A 23,983-nucleotide genomic window follows, 5' to 3' on the forward strand; every position below is an offset into this window, starting at 1 on the left:
GTTCACTCCGGGGTCGATGATGTGCGCCGGGTCTGGTGACGGTGAAGGCGCCGGCACCGACCACGGTGGCGTTCTTCCAGCGTGACGTGCGGGGCGGATCTTGATCTCGCCGGGCAGGGTCCTGGCGGTTGTGCCGGGGTGGACGGTGTGAAGTAGCCGCCCTGATAGAGGGTGACCTCGCCGTTGGCGCGACTCTTGCGCTCGCGTGCGCCGAGGGTCCAGGCGGTTCGGACGGGTCGGCGGGTGTGATCGCTGATGTCGAGCCGGGCGAGTGCGGCGGCGAGCTTCAGGCGAGCGGTCGAGAGCTCCCGTGGCTGTCCCGGCGCCCTTGGTAGCGTACTTGCGATGTACGCCACTGCGGCCCGCCAGGTCAGCTCTTGGCCGTCGTTGAAGTCGGCGGATCGGATGGTGCGGACGTCGAGTTGGCGGCCGAACGTGAAGACGTGGGTGGGGCCGTCGACCCGGACCTTGGCTGCGGCAGCGGTGATGGCGCCGGTGAGCAGTTCGGCGGTGACCCAGGCCGGGGGCGGGGTGTCTCCGCCGCCGGGGCCGTCGATGCGGATCACGGCGTGGAAGTGGACGGCACCGCGCTTTTGGTACTCGGCGACCTCGGCGAAGGACACGCGGGCGTCGTCGCGCAGACACCGTTGTGAGACCCCCCCGCACGCGGCGACCTCGCGGCGCGGGTGGAGGGAGAAGCGCCGCCGGACGAGGCCTGCGTGGGCGTTCCGGACGACGGGCGGTTGTGGACGGGGCCGAAGCCGGGCGCGGTGAAGGCGAACACGCGGGGGTGGGCGACGACGTGTTCGGGGGTGCCCTTGCCGTCCCGCAGTCCGGCGGTGATCAGGTCTCCGCCGAGCGCTGCCCGTTCGAGAGCCGCCGGCTCGCCCACATCACGGTGCAGGAGGGGTCACCGCCAAGGCGCTTGTCGGCCCTGATGTGAGCCATCCGAAAGAGCTTACGGCGGGTCGGTGCGGCGTCCGCGCGGCGAACGCCGCGACCTGGCCAACACTGTGGCAGTGTCCGCGCAGGTCACGACGTTTCTGCTGTGGTGGGGCGGGTGGGACTCGAACCTATTCCGGTGATGCTTCTCACCTGCGACGATGCCAGAGGAACGGACATAACCATCCCTTTCCATCTGACTGCATCCGCCTCGATCCCGCTCGATCGGACGCCGTGTGTCGGCCGACATACGGATTCCACCGCCCGTACGACGTGGCGCGATCCCGCGGGCCACCCACAGCGCCACTCAGCACCATGACATCATGCGTACGATGCTCGAACCCTCGAGGGGAAGCCGGCCCTTGCTGCCCATCAGTGGTGCTTCCAGGCAGAGACCACATCTCATGCCCTGGATTGTGCGGTCCCCTCGCCGTCTTCTACCGGATACGGCACAAACGTGCTGCTGTTCTGGTCGATGAGCAGCGAGCGGCCGAGCGGGGGCGCGGCCCGCTGGGAGCAGTCGAGGCGTTCGCAGACGTGGCAGCCCATGCCGATGGGGGTGGCGGCGGAGGCGTTGTCGAGGTCCAGGCCGTCGGAGTAGACGAGCCGGGAGGCGTGGCGGATCTCGCAGCCGAGGCCGATGGCGTAGGTCTTGCCGGGTTCGCCCCAGCCGCCGCGGTGCCGAGTGACGGCTCGGGCCGTCCACAAGTAGCGTTGGCTGTCGGGCATTTCGGCGATCTGGACGTGGATGCGTCCGGGGGCGGCGAATGCTTCGTAGATGTTCCACAGCGGGCAGGTGCCTCCGGCGCGGGAGAAGTGGAACCCGGTCGCGGACTGGCGCTTGGACATGTTGCCGGCTCGGTCGACCCGCACGAAGGAGAAGGGGACCCCGCGCAGCCGAGGGCGCTGGAGGGTGCTCAGGCGGTGGCAGACGGTCTCGTAGCCGAGCCCGTAACGGTCGGTCAGGCGCTCGATGTCGTATCGCGCCTCCTCAGCCGCCGCATGGAAGGCGCCGTACGGCAGGATCAAGGCGGACGCGAAGTAGTTGGCGATGCCGATCCGGGCCAGGGCATGGGCCGTAGAGCCGGGCGGGAAGTCCTCCGCTGCCAGCCGGTCGAGGTCCTCGCCGTGTTCCAGCAGGGCCAGTTGGGTTGCCATGCGGAAGGCTCGCTGGCCGGGGCGCAGTCGCGGGGACAGGTGGAGGGTGCGGCTTCTCCCGTCGTAGTGGTGCAGTCGGTCGCCGGGCTCGGCGGCCAGGTGGATGCCGTGCACGTCGGCAAGTCTCGCGGTGAGAGCACCTATGACCTCGCCCGGCCGTATACCGATCTCCTCGGCCAGTCGCTCGGCGGCGAGGTCGGTGTCGTGCAGGTAGTTCTGGCGGCGGTAGAAGAAGTCCCGGATCTCCTCGTGAGGTGAGGACACGCTCTCGCGGTCGCCGTCGCGACCGTCCGCCGCCCCGGCCAGGCGCTCCGACAGCTGCTGGTTGCGGCGGCCGAGGTCGATCAGGACCTGGGCGACCCCGGGCAGGCGGGACGCCAGGTCAGCCAGGTCGGAGGCGGAGACACGGGCTCCCGCGATGTCTCCGGCCAGCGCCTCGCGCAGGTCCGCCACCAGACGGGTCGCGTCCCGCTCGGAGAAGAAGCCCGGGTCGACCCCGAACGCCTCCGTCAGCCGTAGCAGCACGGGCACGGTGAGCGGACGGGAGTCGTGCTCCATCTGGTTCAGATAGCTCGGTGAGATGCCCAGCAGTCGGGCCAGGTCGGCCTGGCTCATCCGGCGGTCCTCCCGTAGCCGCCGAAGCCGCGCTCCCGCGTACGTCTTGCTCACCGGCCACTCCTCCGTCCCAGGGGCCCGACCCGGGCCAGCGTACGGGAATGTTCATCTCTCCCCGGCTTCGCAAGATTGGCAAAAGGCGCCGAGAAGATTTGCAGAACTTGGCAAGCAGCCACACTTGATGGCACTCCGTGCCAGTGCCAAAGTTCCAGTGCGGCCCGCCGGACCCGGCAGGCACCGCCCGGAACCGGGGCGCGATTCACTGCCCTGACGTCGGAGATCCCGGCAAGGACGGTGACTGCACCGGCAGCATTGCTCACCATCACCCGTCCAGAGTGACGGCGGGCCGCATCCCATCAATAGACACGCAGTGCCATCCAGCTTCGGAGCGGCTCGGAATTGGCAGATGCAACAGACCGAGGAGACGGTGACAGTCATGGCAGAGGCGAGGACGCAGGCGGCCGAGAAGCTCGCGCGGCGCTGGGCCACCGACCCGCGTTGGCAGGGCATCGAGCGCACCTACGGCGCCGAGGACGTGGTCCGGCTCTCGGGCAGCGTCCGTGAGGAGCACACCCTGGCCCGGCGTGGCGCCGAGCGGTTCTGGCGCCAACTGCACGCGCAGGACTACATCCACGCCCTCGGTGCGCTCACCGGCGGCCAGGCTGTCCAGCAGGTCAAAGCGGGTCTGCAAGCCATCTATCTGTCCGGCTGGCAGGTCGCTGCCGACGCCAACCAGGCCGGTCACACCTACCCCGACCAGAGCCTGTACCCCGCCAACTCCGTTCCCCAGGTGGTCCGTCGGATCAACAACGCGCTGCTGCGCGCCGACCAGATCGCCACCGCCGAGGACGCCGGGGACGCCACAGACTGGCTCGCGCCGATCGTCGCGGACGCGGAGGCCGGGTTCGGAGGTCCGCTAAACGCCTTCGAGCTGACCAAGGCGATGATCGCGGCCGGTGCGGCCGGTATCCACTACGAGGACCAGCTCGCCTCGGAGAAGAAGTGCGGCCACCTCGGGGGCAAGGTCCTGGTGCCGACCTCGCAGCACATCCGCACCCTGAACGCGGCACGCCTCGCGGCCGACATCGCCGACGTGCCCACGGTGATCATCGCCCGCACCGACGCGCTCGCCGCCAACCTGCTCACCACCGACGTGGACGAGCGCGACGCCGAGTTCGTCACCGGCGAGCGCACCACCGAGGGCTTCTACCGGGTCCGGGCCGGCATGGCCCCGGTGATCGCACGCGGCCTGGCTTACGCCCCATACGCCGACCTGATCTGGGTCGAGACGGGTACGCCCGACCTCGCCCAGGCCCGCGAGTTCGCCGAGGCCATCCACGCCCGCTACCCGGACCAGATGCTGGCCTACAACTGCTCGCCCTCCTTCAACTGGAAGGCGGCGCTGGACGACGACCAGATCGCCAAGTTCCAGCGGGAGCTGGGCGCGATGGGCTACAAGTTCCAGTTCATCACCCTGGCCGGGTTCCACTCCCTCAACCACGGCATGTTCGACCTCGCCCGCGGCTACGCCGAGCACGGCATGACCGCCTATGTCGACCTCCAGGAGCGGGAGTTCGCCGCGCAGGCGCACGGCTTCACCGCCGTGAAGCACCAGCGCGAGGTCGGCACCGGTTACTTCGACCTGGTCTCCACCGCCGTCAACCCCGCCTCCTCCACCACCGCCCTGGCCGGCTCCACGGAGGAGGAGCAGTTCCACTAGGCCGTGCCTGACCGGGCGCCACGCCCTGGCCGCCCTCTTGGCCGAGCGGAGGGCAGACGAACGTCCCCGTCCCCCTCCTCTCCCCTTCCCTCAGGAGAACCCGATGTCCACCATCGCCCCGCCGCACCATGTCCGTGTCCTCGCCGCCGAAGGTCACCGGCACGGAGAGATCGTCACCCCCGCCGCCCTGGAATTCGTGGGCCGACTGGCCGCCGCGTTCGGGGACCGCCGCCGGGAACTGCTGAAGGAACGCCGCAGGCAGGTACTGCGGCTGGCATCGGGCTCCCCGCTCGACTTCCCGATGGTCACCTGCGCCGTCCGGGCCGACCCGACCTGGCGCGTCGCACCGCCCGCGCCCGGGCTGACCGATCGCCGCGTCGAGATCACCGGCCCGCCCGACCGCCGTATGACCGTCAACGCACTGAACTCCGGCGCCAAGGTGTGGATGGCCGACTTCGAGGACGCCACCGCACCCACCTGGGACAACGTCATCGGCGGACAGCTCAGCCTGCTCGATGCCATCGAAAGGCGCATCGACTTCACCACCGGGCAGGGCAAGGAGTACCGGCTCGCGGAAGGGGACAAGCTCGCCACGATCATGGTCCGTCCGCGCGGCTGGCACCTGGACGAGGAACACCTGGAGTACGACGGCCGGCCCGTGCCCGCCGCACTGGTCGACTTCGGCCTGTACTTCTTCCACTGCGCCCAGCGGCAGATCGACGCCGGGTACGGCCCGTACTTCTACCTGCCCAAGCTGGAGAACCGGTACGAGGCCAGGCTCTGGAACGACATCTTCGTCCTCGCCCAGGACCTGCTCGGCATCCCCCGCGGCACCGTCCGCGCCACCGTTCTCATCGAGACGATCACCGCCGCGTTCGAGATGGAGGAGATTCTCTACGAACTGCGCGAGCACAGCGCGGGCTTGAACGCGGGTCGCTGGGACTACCTGTTCAGTGTCATCAAGACCTTCGGCCACCGCACCGACTTCCTGCTGCCGGACCGCGCGCAGGTCACGATGACCGCGCCTTTCATGCGCGCCTACACCGAACTCCTCGTCCGCACCTGCCACAAGCGGGGCGCCCACGCCATCGGCGGCATGGCCGCCCACGTCCCCGGCAAGGACCCCGCCGCCAACGAGGCCGCGCTCGCCAAAGTCCGGCTGGACAAGGAACGGGAGGCGGAGGACGGCTTCGACGGCTCCTGGGTCGCCCACCCCGCACTCGTGCCCGTCTGCCGCCAGGTGTTCGACGCCGTCCTCGGCGACCGGCCGCACCAGCAGGACCGCACCCGCGACGACGTGGACGTGACAGCGCGGCAGCTGCTGTCGGTGCGCCGCATCAGCGGGCCGCCGACTCCCGAGGGGGTCCGCACCAACATCGCCGTGGCACTGCGCTACTTCGCCGCCTGGCTGCGCGGACAGGGCGCGGTCGCCCTCTACGGCCTCATGGAGGACGCCGCCACCGCCGAGATCGCCCGCGTGCAGATCTGGCAGTGGCTGCGCCACCGGGTGATCGACCGGGAGAAGGTCCTCGCGCTGCTGGACGACGAAGTGGCGGCGTTGGGCGCCGAGTACCCGTGGGCACCGGTGGACGACATCCGCGCCCTCTTCGAACGGACGGCGATGTCCGGCGAGTTGCCGCTGTTCTTCACCCCGGACGCGTACACCCGCCACCTCGTGCGGCAGACGGGGGCCGAGATATGAGCGGGAACATCCGACGGGTCGGTGTGGTCGGCGGAGGGCAGATGGGCGCCGGGATCGCCGAGGTGTGTGCGCGAGCCGGCCTGGACACCGTGGTGTGCGAGGTGGACGCGCTCACTGCTCGCGCCGCGCAGCAGCGGGTGGCGGCGTCGCTCGAACGCGCGGTGCGGCGCGGGAAGCTGGCGGAGGCCGACGCCGGGGACGCGCTCGCCCGCCTGGTCTTCACCGGCAGTCTCGACGACCTGGCCGACCGGCAACTGGTCGTCGAGGCGGTCCTGGAGAACACCGATGCCAAGACCGAGGTGTTCGCGGCGCTCGACAAGATCGTCGAGGACCCGCAGGCCGTCCTGGCGACCAACACCTCCTCCCTTCCGATCATGCGTCTGGGCATGGCAACCGGCCGCGCGGACCGGGTCGTGGGGCTGCACTTCTTCAACCCCGTGCCCGTGCTACCCCTGGTGGAGGTGGTGACCTCCCTGCACACGTCACCGGAGACGGTCGCCGCGGTCGGGGACTTCGCGACGGGCACGCTCGGCAAGACGGTGATCCACTCCCGGGACCGGGCCGGCTTCGTCGTCAACGCCCTGCTCATCCCCTACCTGCTCTCCGCCGTGCGGATGGCGGAGTCCGGGTTCGCCACGGCCGCCGACATCGACGCGGGCATGGAGCTGGGCTGCGCCCACCCGATGGGTCCGCTGAGGCTCGCCGACCTGATCGGCCTCGACACCGTCGCCTCCATCGCGGAGTCCCTCTACGACGAGTTCCGCGAACCCCTCTACGCCCCGCCACCGCTCCTGGCGCGGATGGTGGAGGCGGGACTGCTGGGCCGCAAGACCGGTCGGGGGTTCCACACCTACGACCAGGACTGAGGGCCTGGTCCGACGCGGGCTGAGGGGCCCGCACCGCCGCAGGGGTGAGGGTCCCGCGCGGCGTGACAGGGAAAGGGGCGGGAAGCGCGAGTGCGGCGCTTCCCGCCCCTCGTTGTGCCTCATTCGACACGCTCTTCCTCACCTTCCGGATTCTGGACGGTGTTCTTCCTTTCGCGGCGCCACCCCGTAGGCTGACCGCAGCAGCTGGTTCGCCCCGTCCGCCAGGCGGGGTGTCGTAAGAGGGAACCCGGTGGGAATCCGGGACTGCCCCGCAGCGGTGAGCGGGAACGACCGCCGTCATACGCACTGGGTCCGACGTACCGGACCTGGGAAGCGACGGCCATTAGGTGTCCTCCGGCAAGGAGGGCGGGCCCGTAAGTCCGAAGACCTGCCAACTGCCCGCGTGCGGATCGTTCCGTGCGCGGACATCCCGGTGACCTCGAGGGCGGGTCGGCGTACACACCAGACGGAATCGACCGTGCCTTTGCCGCGCGGGGTCGTCGCCGTCCGGTGCGTCACCCCTTCGCGCTCTCGTCCCGTCCCCGGGATCTCAGGGATTCGTCTCGCGAAGGAGATCTCCGTGACAGCGAAGTCCGCAGCCGCGGCAGCACGGGCCACCGTGTACGGCTACCCCCGCCAGGGTCGGCACCGGGAACTGAAGAAGGCGATCGAGGGCTACTGGAAGGGCCGCGTCACCGCTGACGCCCTCCGGGACACCGCCGCCGAACTGCGTCGCACGAACTGGCTGCAGCTCGCCGACGCCGGCATCCACGAAGTGCCGACCGGCGACTTCTCGTACTACGACCACGTCCTCGACACGACCGTCATGGTGGGCGCGATCCCCGCACGCCACCGCGCAGCCGTCGAGGCCGACGCCCTGGACGGCTACTTCGCCATGGCACGGGGCACCCAGGACGTCGCCCCGCTGGAGATGACCAAGTGGTTCGACACCAACTACCACTACCTGGTCCCCGAACTGGGCCCCGACACCGTCTTCACGGCCGACTCCGCCAAGCAGGTCGCCGAGCTGAAGGAAGCCCTCGCCCAGGGCCTCACCGCCCGGCCCGTGCTGGTCGGACCCGTCACCTACCTCCTGCTCGCCAAGCCCGCCCCCGGTGTACCCGCCGACTTCGAGCCGCTGACTCTGCTGGACCGGCTGCTGCCCGTATACGCCGAGGTCCTCGCCGACCTGCGCGCGGCCGGCGCCGAGTGGGTCCAGCTCGACGAACCCGCCCTCGTGCAGGACCGCACCCCGGCCGAGCTGAACGCCGCCGCGCGCGCCTACCGCGACCTCGGCGCCCTCACCGACCGGCCCAAGCTGCTCGTCGCCTCCTACTTCGACCGGCTCGGCGACGCCCTGCCGGTCCTGGCCAAGGCCCCCGTGGACGGGCTGGCGCTGGACTTCACCGAGTCCGCGTCCGCCAACCTGGAGGCACTCGCCGCCGTCGGTGGACTGCCCGGCAAGCGCCTGGTAGCCGGTGTCGTCAACGGCCGCAACATCTGGATCAACGACCTGCAGAAGTCACTGTCCACCCTCGGCACCCTCCTCGGGCTCGCCGACCGCGTCGACGTCGCCGCCTCCTGCTCCCTGCTGCACGTCCCGCTCGACGCCGCCGCCGAGCGGGACATCGACCCGCAGATCCTGCGCTGGCTTGCCTTCGCCCAGCAGAAGACCGCCGAGATCGTCACCCTCGCCAAGGGCCTGGCCCAGGGCACCGACACCATCGCCGGCGAACTCGCCGCCAACCGGGCCGACCTCGCCGCCCGAGCGGGCTCGCCCATCACCCGTGACCCCGTCGTGCGAGCCCGCTCCCAGGCCGTGACGGACGCCGACGCGCGCCGCTCCCAGCCGTACGCCGAACGCGCAGCGGCCCAGCGCGCCCACCTCGGCCTGCCGCTGCTGCCGACCACGACCATCGGCTCGTTCCCGCAGACGACCGAACTGCGCACCGCCCGCGCCGACCTGCGCGCAGGCCGCATCGACACCGCCGGGTACGAGAAGCGCATCAAGGCGGAGATCCAGGAGGTCATCTCCTTCCAGGAGAAGGCCGGGCTGGATGTCCTCGTGCACGGCGAGGCCGAACGCAACGACATGGTGCAGTACTTCGCCGAACAGCTCACCGGCTACCTGGCCACGCAGCACGGCTGGGTCCAGTCGTACGGCACCCGCTACGTCCGGCCGCCGATCCTGGCCGGCGACATCTCCCGCCCCGAGCCGATGACCGTGCGCTGGACGTCGTACGCCCAGTCGCTGAGCGCCCGCCCGGTCAAGGGCATGCTCACCGGCCCGGTCACGATGCTCGCCTGGTCCTTCGTCCGCGACGACCAGCCCCTCGGCGACACCGCGCGGCAGGTCGCCCTGGCCCTGCGCGACGAGGTCGACGACCTGGAGGCGGCGGGCACGTCGGTGATCCAGGTGGACGAGCCCGCGCTGCGCGAGACCCTGCCGCTGCGTGCTGCCGACCGCCCTGGCTACCTGGCCTGGGCGACGGACGCCTTCCGGCTCACCACCAGCGGGGTGCGCCCGGACACTCAGGTCCACACCCACATGTGCTACGCCGAGTTCGGCGACATCGTCCAGGCCATCGACGACCTCGACGCCGACGTCATCAGCCTGGAGGCCGCCCGCTCCCACATGCAGGTCGCCCGGGAGCTGGCCGCCCACAGCTACCAGCGTGAGGCCGGACCCGGTGTCTACGACATCCACTCCCCCCGTGTGCCGAGCGCCGAGGAGGCGGCCGAACTGCTGCGCACCGGACTGAAGGCAATCCCCGCCGAACGCCTGTGGGTCAACCCCGACTGCGGCCTGAAGACCCGCGGCTGGCCCGAGACCCGGGCCTCATTGGAAAACCTGGTGGCCGCGGCCCGGACCGTCCGCGGCGAACTGCCCGTCACCTGACCCGACCGCAACACCCACCAGGGCCGGGGCGCGTCAAGCGTCCCGGCCTCTCGACTACCGCCGTAGCGCACCGGCGCCCGCGTAGCGCTACTCGGCCGTCGGAACGACCCGCTGGTCCGGTCCCGCGTAGGAGGCGAGGGGCCGGATCAGCGCGTTGTGGGCGAGCTGTTCGGTGATGTGGGCGGTCCAGCCGGTGATGCGGCTCATCACGAAGATCGGTGTGAAGGCGGGGGTGTCGAAGCCCATCAGGTGGTAAGCGAGGCCGGCTGGGTAGTCCAGGTTCGGGTGGATGCCCTTGCGTTGGAGCATGGCGCGCCGCAGGGCAGCATGGAGTGTGGCCAGGCGGGTCGCCTCGGGGTCGGCAGCCCGGGCCACCAGACGGTCCAGGGCGTCCTGCATGATCGGGACACGGGAGTCCCCGTGCTTGTAGACGCGGTGGCCGAAGCCCATGATCTTCCGTTTGTCGGCAAGGGCCTGGTCCAGCCACTCCTCCGCACGCCGCGGGTCGCCGATCTCCTCCAGCATGTGCATCACGGCCTCGTTGGCACCGCCGTGCAGCGGGCCCTTCAGGGCTCCGATGGCGGCGGTGACCGCACTGTAGAGGTCGGAGAGGGTGGAGGTGACGACCCGGGCGGTGAACGTCGAGGCGTTGAAGCTGTGTTCGGCGTACAGCGTGAGGGAGATCTCGAAGCAGCGGACCACGTGCGGTGCGGGCACCGCGCCGAAGCACATGTGGAAGAAGTTCTCCACGTATCCGAGGTCCGGGTTCGGCGGGATCGGCTCCAGCCCGCGCCGGCGGCGCATGTCGGCCGCGACCACCGTGGGCAGCTTGGCCAGCAGGGTCAGCGACTTGGTGCGATGGGAGGCGACCGAGCCGTCGTCCTCGGTGGGGTCCTCGGCGCCGAAGAAGCTGACGGCCGTGCGCAGGACGTCCATCGGGTGGCAGGTCTCGGGCAGCCGGGCGAGGAGTTCGGAGGCGGTGCGGTCCAGGGTGCGCAGGGCACGTTCGCGAGTCCGGAACTCCAGCAGCTGTGCGCGGTCGGGGAGTTCGGCGTGCCACAGCAGGTACGCCACCTCCTCGAAGGAATACCGTGCGGCGAGGTCCTGGACCGGGTAGCCGCGGTAGGTGAGGGAGTTGGTTTCCTCGATAACGGTGGAGATCTCGGTGGTGTCGACGACGACACCGGTGAGACCGCGGTGGATCTCGGGCACTGTGGTGGACATGTGTCTGCCTCCGGTGTGTCAAGCGCCGGGCGGGAGGGTGAAATCGAAGACGGCCGAGTCGAAGGCCGAGTACTCCTCGTAGCCGAGGAGTTCGTACAGCCGGGAGCGGGTCTGCATGCGGGGCAGCAGGGACTCCTGGGTGCCCTCGGCGGCCAGCGTGCGCAGGCCGTCCTCGACGGCTCCCATGGCGATGCGCAGCAGGGTGACCGGGTACAGCGCGATGTTGTACCCGAGGTTCTCCAAGGTGCGCGTGTCCAGGAGCCGGCTTTTGCCGAACTCAGTCATGTTGGCGAGCAGCGGGACGTCGACCGCCGAGCGGAACGCCTCGAACTCGGCCTCGTCGGAGAGGGCTTCAGGGAAGATCGCGTCGGCGCCGGCGTCGACGTACGCCCTGGCGCGTTCGAGTGCCGCATCCAGGCCCTCGACCGACCGGGCGTCGGTGCGGGCCATCAGCAGGAAGTCGGGGTCGCGGCGGGCGTCCACGGCGGCCCTGATCCGGCGGACCATCTCCTCCGTCGGCACGACCGACTTGCCATCGAGGTGGCCGCAGCGTTTGGGGTTGACCTGGTCCTCGAGATGCAGTCCGGCGAGCCCGGCGTCCTCCATCAGTTGCACGGTGCGGGCCGCGTTCATCGGCTCGCCGAAGCCGGTGTCGGCGTCGACGAGGACGGGCAGGTCGGTGACGCGGGTCGTCTGCTGGGCGCGGGCCGCGATCTCCGTGGACGTGGTCAGGCCGATGTCGGGCAGACCCAGATCCGCGGCGATCACCGCACCCGACAGGTAGACCGCGTCGAAGCCGGTGTCCTGGACGAGGCGGGCGGTGAGCGGGTTGATCGCGCCCGGGACGCGCAGCAGGCGGCCCGAGTCCAGTTGTTCGCGGAAGGTCCGGCGGCGCTCGGCGGGTGTGGTCCGTGTATGCAGCACCATCAGAACAGCCCCTTCGGCAGGCTCGCGTCGTACGCGGCGACGGCGTCGGTGTCGACGGCCGGGAACAGACCGTCCAGGCCGTCGGCGGTCAGCTCGGCGAGACGGGCAGCCGTGTCCAAGAACGCGTCCTGCGCGGACGCGGTGACGATGCCCTCGGCGAGCGTGCGGAACTTGCCGACGTATCCGGCGCGGTCGAAGGGGCGGGCACCGGCCGGGTGGGCGTCGGCGACGGCGAGTTCGTCCTCGATCACCGAACCGTCGTCCAGCGTGATCACGGCCCGGCCACCGAAGGCCCGCCGGTCCGGGTCCGGCTCGTGGTACCGGTGCGTCCATTCCGGGTCCTCGACCGTCGTGATCTTCCGCCACAGCTCGACGGTCTCCGGACGGCCGGCGCGCTCGGGGGCGTAGGAGCGCTCGTGGTGCCAGGTGCCGTCCTGAAGGGCGACGGCGAAGATGTACGGCACCGAGTGGTCGAGGGTCTCGCGGCTGGCGGTGGGGTCGTACTTCTGGGGGTCGTTCGCCCCGGAGCCGATGACGTGGTGGGTGTGGTGGCTGGTGTGCAGGACCACGGAGCGGATCTTCTCCAATGGGCCGGTCTTCTCACGCAAGCGCCGGGCCAGGTCGATGACCGCCTGGGCCTGGTACTCGGCGGAGTGCTCCTTCGTGTACGTGTCGAGGATCGCGCGTCGCGGCTCGTCCGGACCGGGGAGGAGCACGGTGTAGTCGGACTCCGGGCCGTCCAGCATCCAGGCCAGGAAGCCGTCCTCACCCTCGTAGACCGGCGAAGGGGAGGTCTCGCCGCGCATGGCCCGGTCGACGGCCTCGATGGCGGCCTTGCCGGCGAAGGCGGGCGCGTACGCCTTCCAGCTGGAGATCTCGCCCTTGCGGGACTGGCGGGTGGCGGTGGTGGTGTGCACGGCCTGCTGGACCGCCTGGTGGACCGTCTCCGTCGGCAGCCGCAGCAGCGCGCCCAGGCCGCAGGCGGTGGCCGCGCTCAAATGGGCCACGTGGTCGATGCGGTGCGCGTGCAGGCAGATTCCCTTCACCAGGGCCACGTGGATCTCGTATGCGGCGACGATGCCGCGCAACAGGTCGGCACCGGTACGGCCGGTGTGCTGGGCGACGGCCAACAGGGGCGGGATGTTGTCGCCCGGGTGGGAGTAGTCGGCAGCCAGGTAGGTGTCGTGGAAATCCAGCTCGCGCACGGCCGTGCCGTTGGCCCAGGCGGCCCACTCCGGGGAGACCCGGGCGCGGCTACCGAACACCGGGGCGCCAGGCGCGGATCCGCCGTGGGCGACAGCCTGCGCGCGGGCCACCGCGACCGGGCGGCGCAGCAGGGAGGCGACGGCGACCGAGGCGTTGTCGATCACCCGGTTGACGGCCATGGCAGCGCTGTCGGTCTCCAGTTCCTCGGTGGCGGTGGCCACGGCGGCGAGTTTCCAGGCGAGCTGGTCCTCGCGCGGGAGCCGGTCGGTGCTGGGGTGGACGCGGACATGGTGCTGGATCACAGGACTCCTCATGGGGATCGGCGGTCCGACAGGGGCTTGTGATCGAGGTTTCCCGCCGACGACCCCTCGCGCCACCGTTCCAATCTGCGGATTCCGTACATCGCCGTCCTGCGAATCTGCGAATTTTGCGAAATCTGCGGATGGTATGTTCACAATCCAGGCCGGAGATCCTGATGTTCCAGGTCACCGGCTCGGACAAGGAGGCGTACGCCATGTCCCGACGACCGGCCGACCGCAGGGTCTACGCCCATGCCAAGCTGCGCAGGCTGCGCCGCGAGCACGGCATGAACCAGGTCGACATGGCCCGCGCGCTCGGCATCTCCACCAGCTACGCCAACCAGATCGAGCAGAGCCAGCGCCCGCTGACGGCACCCGTGCTGCTGCGCATCGCCGAGGTCTTCGGGGTCGACGCCGACTTCTTCTCCGAGGCCGCCGAGGACCGCCTCGCCACCGATCTGCGGGCCGCCCTGGCCGACGAGGCTTGCGGGGTGCCGCTGCCCGCTCCCGAAGAGGTCGCGGAGGCCGCCCGCGACCATCCGGAGGTGGCCCACGCCCTGATCGCCCTGCACCGCCGCTATCGCGACACGGCAGAACAGGCGGCCGCCCTCGCCGCACCCCGCTCAGGGGGCACACCCTCCGGGGGCGGCTCCCACCTGCTCCCCGCCGAGCCGCACGACGAGGTGCGGGACTACTTCTACGCCCACCACAACCACTTCGACCCCCTGGACACCGAGGCCGAACGCATCGCGGCAGCCCTTCAGCTGCGACCGGGGCACGCCGCCGACCCGCTCACCGCACACCTCACCGAACGGCACGGAGTCCGGGTGGTTCAGGCCGCCGCCGGCCGCTCCGCCGACGCCCGGCGCTACGACCCGGACACCGGTCTACTCTTCCTCTCCCCCTGGCTCAGCGACGGCCAGCGCTCCTTCCAACTCGCCACACAGCTCGCACTGTTGGAACACGGTCCGCTGCTCGATCGACTGGTCGGCAGCGCGACGGAGCTGACCTCACCGGAGTCGTCCACGCTGGCCCGCATCGGACTCGCCAACTACTTCGCGGGCGCCCTGCTGATGCCGTACACCGCCTTCCATTCCATGGCCGAGGAAGTGCGGTACGACATCGAGCTGCTCTCGGCCCGCTTCGGTGTCGGCTTCGAGACGGTCTGCCACCGGCTGAGCACCCTGCAGCGCAGCGGCAGCCGCGGTGTGCCCTTCTCGTTCCTGCGCGTGGACCGGGCCGGCAACATCTCCAAGCGCCAGTCCGCCACGGACTTCCACTTCTCCCGCATGGGCGGCACGTGTCCGCTGTGGACGGTGTACGAGGCGTTCTCCGCGCCGGGCCGGATACTGACGCAGGTGGCGGAGATGCCGGACGGGAAGCGGTACTTCTGGGTCGCGCGGACGATCCTCCGCGGCGGATTCGGCCACCACGCTCCCCGCGCCGAGTTCGCCGTCGCGCTCGGCTGCGAACTACGCCACGCCCACCGCCTCGTCTACGCCGAGGGAATCGCCCTGGACGACCCACGCGCAGCGACCCCCATCGGCCTGGGCTGCCGGATCTGTGAGCGCCGCGACTGCGCCCAGCGGGCCCGGCCCCCCGCAGGCGGACGGCTGGCCATCGACCCGGACCGGCGCACGTACGTGCCGTATCCCGTGGAGAGCCAGACCTCATGACGACCCCAAGACACCGAAGACACGGACGGCAGGAGCAGCCACGTGACCAGCCGCGTCACCTTCCTCTCACCCGCCACGAGCCCCTCACTTCGGCAGGCGCGCTTCTACGACGGCGACTCGATCGACGACACCGGAGCGGCCCGCGCCCGCGAGGCCGCCGGGTCGCTGCCCGTGCCGGCACATGTGGTCATGTCCCCGAGCGTGCGCTGCCGGGAGACCGCGGAGGCACTCGGACTCGCCGGCATGGAGAAGCCCGAGCTGAATGGCCTGGACGTGGGCCGCTGGCGTGGCCGCACCCTCGACGAGGTGGCGGCCGCCGAGCCCGAGGCGGTCGGCTACTGGCTCGGCGACCCCGGCTGGGCCGCACACGGCGGGGAGTCGGTACGAGATGTGTGTGCACGCGTCGGGAACTGGCTGGACACCGCCCAGGACATGAACGGCCGTACGGTGGCCGTGGTCGAGCCGGAGGTCGTGCGGGCCGCAGTCGTCCATGTGCTGGATCTGCCCGCGACGGCATTCTGGCGGCTCGACGTACCACCGCTGACCGCCACGGAGTTGAGCGGACGGGCGGGGCGGTGGAACCTGAGGCTCGGACGGCCCCTGTCCCTTTCGGAGACCCCGACGGCGCAGTGAGAACTGCGCCACCTCGGCCATGCACGAGTCGTCCGTCGACCGGCCGTCCGGGTACCGCCGGAACAGAGTCGTCGGAACGGTCGCTGGAACACCGGGCTTGGCGGCGCCACTGGATGACGGAGGCACGAACGCTTCGAGGGCCGAGCCGTTCGGCGGCTCGGCCCTCGGGCGCGTCAGTCCATCAGTGCGTCATGCCGCGCCGACCGGCTCCGGCTGCTTGGGCGCGGGCTTCGCGGCGGCCCGCATCGCCGGGTCGAGCAGGCGCTCGGCCATGGGGGCGAAGACGAGACCCAAGGCCCCCCAGAGCAGGGCCTGGGCGGCGACGGAGTAGAAGCGGAAGGAGAACAGCACGTCCGCCGGGAAGCCCGGGAAGACGATCGTCCCCTTGGAGTTCTTCAGAGGCAGGGGCGTCTCGGTGGCGTGGTGCCCGTACTCCTGCACGTTGGCGGACAGCTCGCCCAGTTGCGGCAGTAGAGCCATCACGATGCCGATCGCCACGACGTAGCCACCGGCGGCAAGGAGCGTAGCGTTCCAGTTGCCGAAGCGCGCCTGGAGGCGCTTGCCCAGCCAGACGGCACCGACCAGGAAGAGTACCGAGCAGAGGACCATGGCCAGGTAGAGGTTGCCGCGGTCCTTGATCGTGTCCGGGTGGCCGATCGACGGCGGGTTGGCCGGGTACTTCAGGAACGGCACCAAGTACATGCCGAGGAAGCCGCCCAGAGCCACCAGCATCGCGAGGTTCCGGGGACGCAGCTTGCCGACCCGGCCGAGGCACACGGCGTAGGCGACGGCGAACAGGGCACCCATGGCGATGCCGAAGAAGACCATGCCCACGCCGATGCCGACGTTGGCCTGGATCGTCCGGCTGAAGATGTCCGGTCCCGCTGCCTCCGGCGTCAGTCCGGCGGCCTTGTCGAGGGCCGACTGTGCGGCGTCGCGCCCGCTCTCATAGTCGATGGCCTTGGCGATCTGGGGCTCGGCGAAAATCCGCGCGAAGACGAAGGCGAGCAGCCCGGCGACTGCGCCGGCGATGACGCCGCGCAGGATGAGTCTCTTTTCCATGTTCAGATGTCCGTGTCCGTGCCTGCTCCCGTCAGTGGCAGGGGAAGCCGAGGAAGTGGCGGGCGTCGTGCACGAACTCGTGGACGTGCATGTCCTTGCCGAAGACGGAGTAGGCGCCCTGGTCGACGCCGATGAAGTAGTAGATGGCCAGCGCGATCAGCGCGGTGCCGACCAGCCAGAACACAGCCTTCGTGGCCGGCAGGACGACCGGGGTGGGAAGCGCGGCGGGCGCGGACATGCTGCTCATGGGTGTGAGCCCTCCTTCAGGGGATCGTGCGTCCCTCAGTTCGATGGAGCGTCGCGACGGCCCAGGGTCTGACTTCAGATCCACCCGGGGGAGGATCTGTTCACAGTGGCGCGACCGTGCTGGAGTTTCACCAGCTTCCTTAGGCCATCATTACAACCGGAGCGTACGGACACTTGAGATGGTCCGTCAATCAGACAAGCGGCCGAGACCGTGTGGCTCTGGGCACCCTCCGCCCTGCGTAACCTCAGTCCCCCGTTTTGGGCAGGTCGAACCGCAACATCCGGCCCGCGACCTGTTGCCGGCACCGGCCATCCTGGGGTCCGCCGGGAGCGCCCAATCGGGTACGGCGCTCCATGATTTCCGTCGACCGCCGGGCAGCTCTATGAAGTAGATTGGTACTCTTATGTGCCGAGTTGGCGGAGTGACCGCTGAATCCGCTCTCCTGCGGCAGTCGTGCCCAGGCGCTCAGTTCCAGCCGCAACGTGAGTCCTTCAGGACAACACAGCCCCTCGCGGAATCATCGGGCCCCTTGTCACGTTCTCCGGAACACCGACGCGAATCGAATCACAGGCATGGCCCGCGAATCTGGCCGGCGAAACGCGAACCCTTAGGCGAGGAGCGGAGGAATCCAGTGGCCAGACGTCTCACACCGCGCCATATCACTCTCGGGGGCCGCGAGGCAGTCGCCCTCACTTTGGAGGAGTACGAACGGCTCGTCGCCAGCCGACGGCAGGTCGGCGGACAGAGCGCACGCGTCCGTGTGCTGGCCCAGGAGGCGAAACGAACCGAGCGGCTTCTCCAGGATCTGGAAACCCTGCTCGCAGCACCCGGAGACCGGTGCTGCGAGCAGCAACACACTGAGGCTACGGCCTGTTCGGCGCCCTGCCCCCGCGGTTCAGACACCGAGAGGGAGACCGGTACGGACTGCCTGCGCTGCGCGTTGGTGGCGCTATTGCGTCGCCACCGGAACCCGGAGTACTGAGCAATCACACGCTCGGCTTCCCGGCAAAAGAAGAGCTCAGCAGCTCCGGCAGAGCAACGGCGTCCATCGCGCACGTCGCATTCCCGCCCCTGCCCATTCACCGCGTGAGCGAGAGCTGTGCCGCCCGGCGGCGCCTTCCTCCGACGTCGCCGGGCGCACACGGTTCGCCGCCCTTTTGTCAGCGGTGCCGGAATTCCGGCGGTCGCTTGTCGATGAAGGCGCCCATGCCCTCCTTCTGGTCGGCCGTCGCGAACACCGCGTGGAAAAGGCGCCGTTCGAAGCGGACGCCTTCCGTGAGGGTGGTCTCGAAGGCCCGGCCGACCGCTTCCTTCGCCATCATCGCCACCGGCAGCGACATGTCCGCGACCGTCTCGGCGACGGCCAGGGCCTCGCCGAGCAGGTCGTCGGCGGGGACCACCCGGGACACCAGCCCGGCTCGCTCGGCCTCGGTCGCTTCCATGGTGCGTCCGGTCAGGCACAGTTCCATGGCCTTCGCCTTGCCGACCGCGCGAGTCAGGCGCTGCGAGCCGCCGATGCCCGGGATCACCCCGAGCTTGATCTCGGGCTGGCCGAAGACAGCCGTGTCAGCGGCGAGCAGGATGTCGCAGAGCATGGCCAGCTCACAGCCTCCACCGAGGGCGTACCCGGCGACAGCGGCCACCGTCGGCGTGCGCAGCTGTCCGAGCCGGTCCCAAGCGGCGAACCAGTCGGCGAGGTACATGTCCATGTAGTCCTGCGGCTGCATCTCCTTGATGTCGGCACCGGCCGCGAACGCCTTCGCGGACCCGGTGATCACGATGCAGCCGCAGTCAGGGTCCCGGTCGAGGGCCTCGGTGGCGGCCACGACCTCGTTCATGATCTGGAGATTCAACGCGTTGAGGGCCTTGGGACGGTTGAGGGTGAGCAGGGCGGTACGGCCCTTGCGCTCGACGAGGATCGTCTCGTACGCGATGTCCGGTTCCGTGGTGGTCACTGCCTGCTCTCCGCTCCGGTCCCTGATGGTGCGGACGATGCCGGAGAAGTCCTCCGTGGCACCGGCCTGCTCCGCGTACTCCACGTACAACTCGGCCGCCCGCACGCCCAGTTCTGCGTGCACACCCCCAGCCCGGACCGCGTTGGCAGCCAGTCCCAGGTCCTTCGCCATGAGAGAGGCTGCGAATCCCGGCCGGTAGTCCTTGTTGGCCGGGCTGGTCGGAACAGGCCCGGGGACGGGGCAGTTCACGCTGAGCGCCCAGCACTGCCCGGACGCTGTGGAGGCCACGTCGTAGAGCGCCTGGTGGGACAGCCCGAGGCTCTCGCCCAGGACGAACGCCTCACTCACGGCGATCATGGAAACGCCCAGGATCATGTTGTTGCAGATCTTGGCTGCCTGCCCCGCGCCCGCACCGCCGCAGTGGACGGCCTTCTTGCCCATGGCCTCCAGCAGGGGCCGCGCCTGCGTGAACTCCTCCTCTCCCCCGCCCGCCATGAAGGTCAGCGTGGCGGCCTCGGCGCCGACCACTCCGCCCGAGACGGGCGCGTCCAGCGCTCGCATTCCTGCGACGACAGCGCGTTCGTGGGCGGTGCGGGCGTCGGCGACGTCGATGGTGGAACAGTCGACGAAGAGCGTGCCGGGGCGGGCCGAGGAGAGGACGGTCTCGTACAGGTCCAGGACGTGGCGGCCGGCAGGGAGCATGGTGATGACCACCTCGGCGTCCGTCACCGCGTCGGCCGCTGATCCGGCTGCCTCGACACCGGCCCGTGCGGCGCCGTCCAGAGCGTCGGGCACCAGGTCGTGGCCGCGGACCCTGTGGCCCGCCTTGACCAGGTTGGCGGCCATAGGCGCGCCCATGTGCCCGAGTCCGATGAACGCGACGGTCTGGCTCACCAGGCCACCTCCGAGCCGGTTCCGGGCCCGGCGAGCCCGAGTTCACGCTCGCCGAGCGGGGCGAAGAAGCGGTCCACGCCGGTGTCGGTGACCTCGACCAGGGTCGCCGGGGACCAGTGCGGGTCTCGGTCCTTGTCGATGACCTGGGCGCGGATGCCCTCCACCAGGTCCGGGTGGAGCAGAGCGGCGCAGGAGACGCGGTACTCCTGGTCGAGGACCGCCTCCAGCGGGCCCAGGCGCCGGGCGCGGCGCAAGGCGGCCAGGGTGACCTTCAGAGCGGTCGGCGACTTGGTCAGCAGGGTCTGCGCCGCGTCCTTGGTCGCGGGAGTCCCATGGTCCAGCAGCCGGTTCACGATGTCCTCGACGGTGTCCGCCGAGTAGCAGCCGTCGATCCACTCTCGTCGTTCCGTCAACTCGCCCTGCGGGGAGGGCTGTACGTGACGCCGTAGCGCGTCCCGTACGGGTTTCTCGGCAAGGTCGTCCAGGAAGGCGCCCAGTCCGGTGCACGGCAGGTAATGGTCGGCGAGGCCGCACAGCAGGGCGTCGCCGGCGCCGATCTGTGCGCCGGTCAGGGCGAGGTGGGTGCCCAGTTCGCCCGGGGCGAGGGCGAGCAGGTAAGTGCCGCCGACGTCGGGGACGAAGCCGATGCCGGTCTCGGGCATGGCGATGCGCGACCGTTCGGTGACGATGCGGACGCTGCCGTGCGCGGATATGCCGACGCCGCCGCCCATGACGATGCCGTCCATGACGGCCACATAGGGCTTGGGGTAGCGGGCGATGCGGGCGTTGAGGCGGTACTCGTCGCGCCAGAACGCGGCGGAGGCGCTGCCGTCGCCGTCGCGGGCGTCGTCGTGGATGCTGCGGATGTCGCCGCCCGCACACAGGCCGCGCTCCCCGGCGCCGGTGACGACGACGGTCTGAACAGCCGGGTCGTGCTCCCACGCGGTCAGGGCCTCGTCGATGCGCCGGACCATCTCGTGGCTGAGTGCGTTGACGGCCCCCGGCCGGTTGAGCGTGATGTGGGCGGCCCGGCCTGCGGTGCGGAAGAGGACGGGTTCGTCGGTGGCGGTCATCCGAACGCCTCCGTCAGGCCGCGGGCCACGATGACACGCATGATCTCGTTGGTTCCTTCCAGGATCTGATGGACGCGCAGGTCGCGGACGATCTTCTCGATGCCGTACTCGCTGAGGTAGCCGTAGCCGCCGTACAGCTGGAGCGCCCGGTCGGCCACCGAGTACCCGGTGTCGGTGGCGAACCGCTTCGCCATCGCGCACAGGTACGGGGCCTGCGGGTCGCCCGCATCGAGTGCGCGGGCGGCCTGCTGGACCAGGGCTCGGGCGGCGGCGAGTTCCGTCGCCATGTCGGCGAGGCGGAAGCGCAGCGCCTGCGCGTCGAGCAGACGTGTGCCGAATGCCTCCCGGTCGGCAAGGTGGGCAAGACTTCGGTCGAGGGCACTGCGGGCGCCGCCTAGCGAGCAGGCGGCGATGCCGAGACGGCCGCCGTTCAGGCCGTTCATCGCGATCCGGAAGCCCTCGCCCTCGCGTCCGAGGAGCCGGTCGGCGGGCAGCCGTACGCCGTCCAGGACGACCTGGCGGGTCGGCTGGGCGTTCCAGCCCATCTTCCGTTCGTTCGGCCCGAAGGAGATGCCCGGGTCGTCCTTGTCGACCACGAACGCCGAGACACCGTCCGCGCCGTCGCCGCCGGTCCGGGCCATGACCACGTACAGCTGGGAGGCACCTGCCCCGGAGATGAACTGCTTCACACCGGTCAGTACGTAGTCGTCGCCGTCTCGGACGGCCCGGGTGGTCAGGGCCGCCGCGTCGGAGCCGGCACCCGGTTCTGTCAGGCAGTAGCTGGCCAGGTCCTCCATCGCGCACAGCCGGGGCAGCCACCGGTCGCGCTGGGCGCCGTCGCCGTAACGGTCGATCATCCAGGCGACCATGTTGTGGATGGAGAGGTAGCCGGCGATGGACGGGCAGCCCGAGGCCAGTGTCTCGAAGACGAGGATGCCGTCGGCACGGCTGAGGCCGGAGCCGCCGGACTCCTCCCGGACGTAGACGCCGCCGAGTCCGAGCCCGGCGGCCTTGCGCAGGACATCGACGGGGAAGTGCTTGTCGCGGTCCCAGTCCAGGGCGTGCGGGGCCAGGTGGTCCTGAGCAAAGTCGAGGGTGGTCTCGACGAGAGCCTGCTGGTCCTCGGTGAGCAGGGTGATGGTCATCGTCCGCTCACCCCATCGTCGGGATCGTGAAGCTCGCGCCCTCGCGCAGACCGGCGGGCCAGCGCGAAGTGACCGTCTTGGTACGGGTGTAGAAGCGGATCGCGTCCGGCCCGTGCTGGTTCAGGTCGCCGAAGCCGGAGCGCTTCCAGCCGCCGAAGGTGTGGTAGGCGACCGGCACCGGAATGGGCACGTTGACGCCGACCATGCCGGTGTCGACCCGTCGGGTGAAGTCGCGGGCCGTGTCGCCGTCACGGGTGAAGATCGCGACACCGTTGCCGAAAGCGTGCTCACTCGGCAGGCGCAGGGCCTCCTCGTAGTCGGCGGCGCGCACGACCGACAGCACGGGCCCGAAGATCTCCTCCTGGTAGATACGCATGGCGGGGGTGACCCGGTCGAAGAGCGAGGCCCCGGCGAAGAAGCCGTTCTCGTGGCCGGGGAGCACGAAGTCCCGTCCGTCCACGACCAGTTCGGCACCCTCCTCGACACCGAGGTCGACGTACGAACGCACCCGGTCCACCGCGTCCCGGCCCACCAGTGGGCCGAAGTCGACGTCGGGGTCGTCGCTGCGACCGATCCGCAGTGAGCCGATGCGCTCCTTCAGCCTGGCGACCAGTGCGTCGGCGGTGTCCTCACCCACGGGCACGGCCACGGAGATGGCCATGCAGCGCTCGCCCGCCGACCCGTAGCCGGCGCCGATCAGGGCGTCCACCGCCTGGTCGAGGTCGGCGTCCGGCATCACGATCATGTGGTTCTTGGCGCCGCCGAAGCACTGGGCGCGCTTGCCATGGGCGGCGGCCGCGGCATAGACGTGCGCGGCGACCGGCGTGGAGCCGACGAAGCCGAGGGCGGCGACGCGGGGGTCTTCGAGGAGGGTGTCGACCGATTCCCTCGCGCCGTTGACGACGTTGAGGACTCCGGCCGGCAGGCCCGCCTCCAGGAACAGCTCGGCGAGCCGGAGCGGCACGGACGGGTCGCGCTCGGACGGCTTGAGGAGGAAGGCGTTGCCGCAGGCCAGTGCCGGGGCCGCCTTCCACAGCGGGATCATCGCGGGGAAGTTGAACGGCGTGATCCCGGCGACCACACCGAGGGGCGCCCGCAGGGAGTGGACGTCGATGCCGGTACCCGCGTTGTCGGTGAACTCGCCCTTGAGCAGGTGCGGGATACCGGCGGCGAACTCCACGACCTCCAGGCCGCGTTGGATGTCGCCGTGTGCGTCGGCGATCGTCTTGCCGTGCTCGGAGGACAGCAGCCGGGCCAGCGCGCCCTTCTCCTGCTCGACAAGGTGCAGGAAGCGCAGCAGGACGCGGGCACGGCGCTGCGGGCTCCACGCGCCCCACTCGCGCTGCGCCTCGACGGCGACGCCGATCGCCGCCTCGGTCTCGGCCCGGTCCGCCAGGGGCACACGTGCCTGGACCTCGCCGGTATTGGGGTCGTACACATCGCCGTAGCGTCCCGAGGTTCCCGGGGTGTGCTTGCCGCCGACGAAGTGGGTCAACTCGCGTACGGCGCTGGGGTCGTGCGGACGGATCATGGGTGCCTGCTCTCGTCAGGTGGAGGTGATCCGGGATGGCGCGCCGGACCGGCACGCGTGGACGCGGTGGCGTACACGGGCATGCAGAAGCGACGCGAGAACGCGAATGGCGCGTGGTCAGGCGGTGACGACGGGAGTGCGGCGGGCCTGACGCCAACGACGGAGTCCGCCGGGACCGTGAATGCGCACCGGTGCCATGCGTGTCAGCT

General features: G+C 70.3%; 18 protein-coding genes, 1 pseudogene and 2 riboswitches. Of the genes and pseudogenes, 6 read left to right on the top strand and 13 right to left on the bottom strand.

What is annotated here, in order from left to right; genetic code table 11:
- Nucleotides 1-2 precede the first annotated feature (2 nt).
- From BIV25_RS46300 to BIV25_RS02715, 3 genes are all read right to left on the bottom strand, one after another.
- Nucleotides 3-641, bottom strand: coding sequence for a replication initiator (locus BIV25_RS46300; protein ID WP_371272982.1), 639 nt, complete (start codon nt 639-641; stop codon nt 3-5).
- Nucleotides 563-892, bottom strand: a complete 330-nt coding sequence (locus BIV25_RS54190) for a replication initiator (RefSeq protein ID WP_371272979.1) — start codon at nt 890-892, stop codon at nt 563-565. The genes BIV25_RS46300 and BIV25_RS54190 overlap by 79 nt, the downstream gene beginning before the upstream one ends.
- Nucleotides 893-1,344: 452 nt before the next feature.
- Complete coding sequence (locus BIV25_RS02715; RefSeq protein WP_071370452.1) at nt 1,345-2,769, bottom strand: short-chain fatty acyl-CoA regulator family protein; 1,425 nt, start codon at nt 2,767-2,769, stop codon at nt 1,345-1,347.
- A gap of 382 nt (nt 2,770-3,151) precedes the next feature.
- On the opposite strand from BIV25_RS02715, the gene aceA reads away from it, so the two are divergent.
- The 4 genes from aceA to metE all read left to right on the top strand — a co-directional run bounded on the left by aceA (nt 3,152) and on the right by metE (nt 9,902).
- The gene (gene aceA / locus BIV25_RS02720; protein WP_071370629.1) at nt 3,152-4,435 is read left to right on the top strand and encodes an isocitrate lyase; all 1,284 of its coding nucleotides are present in this window, start codon (nt 3,152-3,154) and stop codon (nt 4,433-4,435) included.
- A 103-nt stretch (nt 4,436-4,538) separates the two neighbouring features.
- Nucleotides 4,539-6,137: a malate synthase A gene (gene aceB, locus BIV25_RS02725; protein ID WP_071370453.1), complete on the top strand. Its 1,599-nt coding sequence runs from the start codon at nt 4,539-4,541 to the stop codon at nt 6,135-6,137.
- Nucleotides 6,134-7,003, top strand: coding sequence for a 3-hydroxybutyryl-CoA dehydrogenase (locus BIV25_RS02730; protein WP_071370454.1), 870 nt, complete (start codon nt 6,134-6,136; stop codon nt 7,001-7,003). The genes aceB and BIV25_RS02730 overlap by 4 nt, the downstream gene beginning before the upstream one ends.
- Before the next feature lie 188 nt (nt 7,004-7,191).
- A riboswitch (cobalamin riboswitch) is annotated at nt 7,192-7,414 on the top strand.
- 169 nt (nt 7,415-7,583) lie between these two features.
- A complete protein-coding gene (metE, locus tag BIV25_RS02735) occupies nt 7,584-9,902 on the top strand; it encodes a 5-methyltetrahydropteroyltriglutamate--homocysteine S-methyltransferase (RefSeq protein ID WP_071370455.1) in 2,319 nt (772 codons plus the stop codon).
- Between the two features lie 87 nt (nt 9,903-9,989).
- Here the strand turns inward: metE and BIV25_RS02740 are convergent, their stop codons facing one another.
- The 3 genes from BIV25_RS02740 to BIV25_RS02750 are packed head-to-tail and all read right to left on the bottom strand — an operon-like array spanning nt 9,990 to nt 13,561.
- Complete coding sequence (locus BIV25_RS02740; RefSeq protein ID WP_071370456.1) at nt 9,990-11,126, bottom strand: bifunctional 2-methylcitrate synthase/citrate synthase; 1,137 nt, start codon at nt 11,124-11,126, stop codon at nt 9,990-9,992.
- A gap of 18 nt (nt 11,127-11,144) precedes the next feature.
- Nucleotides 11,145-12,050, bottom strand: coding sequence for a methylisocitrate lyase (gene prpB, locus BIV25_RS02745; protein WP_071370630.1), 906 nt, complete (start codon nt 12,048-12,050; stop codon nt 11,145-11,147).
- 2 nt (nt 12,051-12,052) lie between these two features.
- The gene (locus BIV25_RS02750; RefSeq protein WP_071370457.1) at nt 12,053-13,561 is read right to left on the bottom strand and encodes an MmgE/PrpD family protein; all 1,509 of its coding nucleotides are present in this window, start codon (nt 13,559-13,561) and stop codon (nt 12,053-12,055) included.
- 212 nt (nt 13,562-13,773) lie between these two features.
- On the opposite strand from BIV25_RS02750, the gene BIV25_RS02755 reads away from it, so the two are divergent.
- Together BIV25_RS02755 and BIV25_RS02760 are read left to right on the top strand one after the other, a co-directional pair.
- The gene (locus tag BIV25_RS02755; RefSeq protein ID WP_071370631.1) at nt 13,774-15,234 is read left to right on the top strand and encodes a short-chain fatty acyl-CoA regulator family protein; all 1,461 of its coding nucleotides are present in this window, start codon (nt 13,774-13,776) and stop codon (nt 15,232-15,234) included.
- A 42-nt stretch (nt 15,235-15,276) separates the two neighbouring features.
- The gene (locus BIV25_RS02760) at nt 15,277-15,867 is read left to right on the top strand and encodes a histidine phosphatase family protein (protein WP_071370458.1); all 591 of its coding nucleotides are present in this window, start codon (nt 15,277-15,279) and stop codon (nt 15,865-15,867) included.
- Between the two features lie 189 nt (nt 15,868-16,056).
- Here BIV25_RS02760 and BIV25_RS02765 read toward each other — a convergent pair whose 3' ends face one another.
- From BIV25_RS02765 to BIV25_RS02800, 7 genes and pseudogenes are all read right to left on the bottom strand, one after another.
- Nucleotides 16,057-16,929 carry a CbtA family protein gene (locus BIV25_RS02765; RefSeq protein ID WP_071370459.1) on the bottom strand — a complete coding sequence of 291 codons (873 nt, stop codon included), beginning with the start codon at nt 16,927-16,929 and terminating at the stop codon, nt 16,057-16,059.
- A 31-nt stretch (nt 16,930-16,960) separates the two neighbouring features.
- Nucleotides 16,961-17,176 carry a CbtB-domain containing protein gene (locus BIV25_RS02770; protein WP_177235135.1) on the bottom strand — a complete coding sequence of 72 codons (216 nt, stop codon included), beginning with the start codon at nt 17,174-17,176 and terminating at the stop codon, nt 16,961-16,963.
- A 45-nt stretch (nt 17,177-17,221) separates the two neighbouring features.
- Nucleotides 17,222-17,369, bottom strand: a riboswitch (cobalamin riboswitch).
- A gap of 967 nt (nt 17,370-18,336) precedes the next feature.
- Nucleotides 18,337-19,131, bottom strand: a complete 795-nt coding sequence (locus BIV25_RS02780) for an enoyl-CoA hydratase (RefSeq protein ID WP_071370633.1) — start codon at nt 19,129-19,131, stop codon at nt 18,337-18,339.
- A 33-nt stretch (nt 19,132-19,164) separates the two neighbouring features.
- Nucleotides 19,165-20,025, bottom strand: a pseudogene (gene mmsB / locus BIV25_RS02785) (3-hydroxyisobutyrate dehydrogenase); the annotation flags it as partial.
- Entirely contained in the window at nt 20,022-21,098 is a 1,077-nt protein-coding gene (locus tag BIV25_RS02790) for an enoyl-CoA hydratase/isomerase family protein (protein WP_071370461.1), read from the bottom strand. The gene BIV25_RS02790 and the pseudogene mmsB, both read right to left, overlap by 4 nt.
- Complete coding sequence (locus BIV25_RS02795; protein ID WP_071370462.1) at nt 21,095-22,243, bottom strand: acyl-CoA dehydrogenase family protein; 1,149 nt, start codon at nt 22,241-22,243, stop codon at nt 21,095-21,097. The genes BIV25_RS02790 and BIV25_RS02795 overlap by 4 nt, the downstream gene beginning before the upstream one ends.
- 7 nt (nt 22,244-22,250) lie before the next feature.
- The gene (locus BIV25_RS02800) at nt 22,251-23,774 is read right to left on the bottom strand and encodes a CoA-acylating methylmalonate-semialdehyde dehydrogenase (protein WP_071370463.1); all 1,524 of its coding nucleotides are present in this window, start codon (nt 23,772-23,774) and stop codon (nt 22,251-22,253) included.
- Between the last annotated feature and the right edge of the window lie 209 nt (nt 23,775-23,983).

Source organism: Streptomyces sp. MUSC 14 (genome assembly GCF_001866675.1).
In the GTDB taxonomy this organism is placed as follows: domain Bacteria; phylum Actinomycetota; class Actinomycetes; order Streptomycetales; family Streptomycetaceae; genus Streptomyces.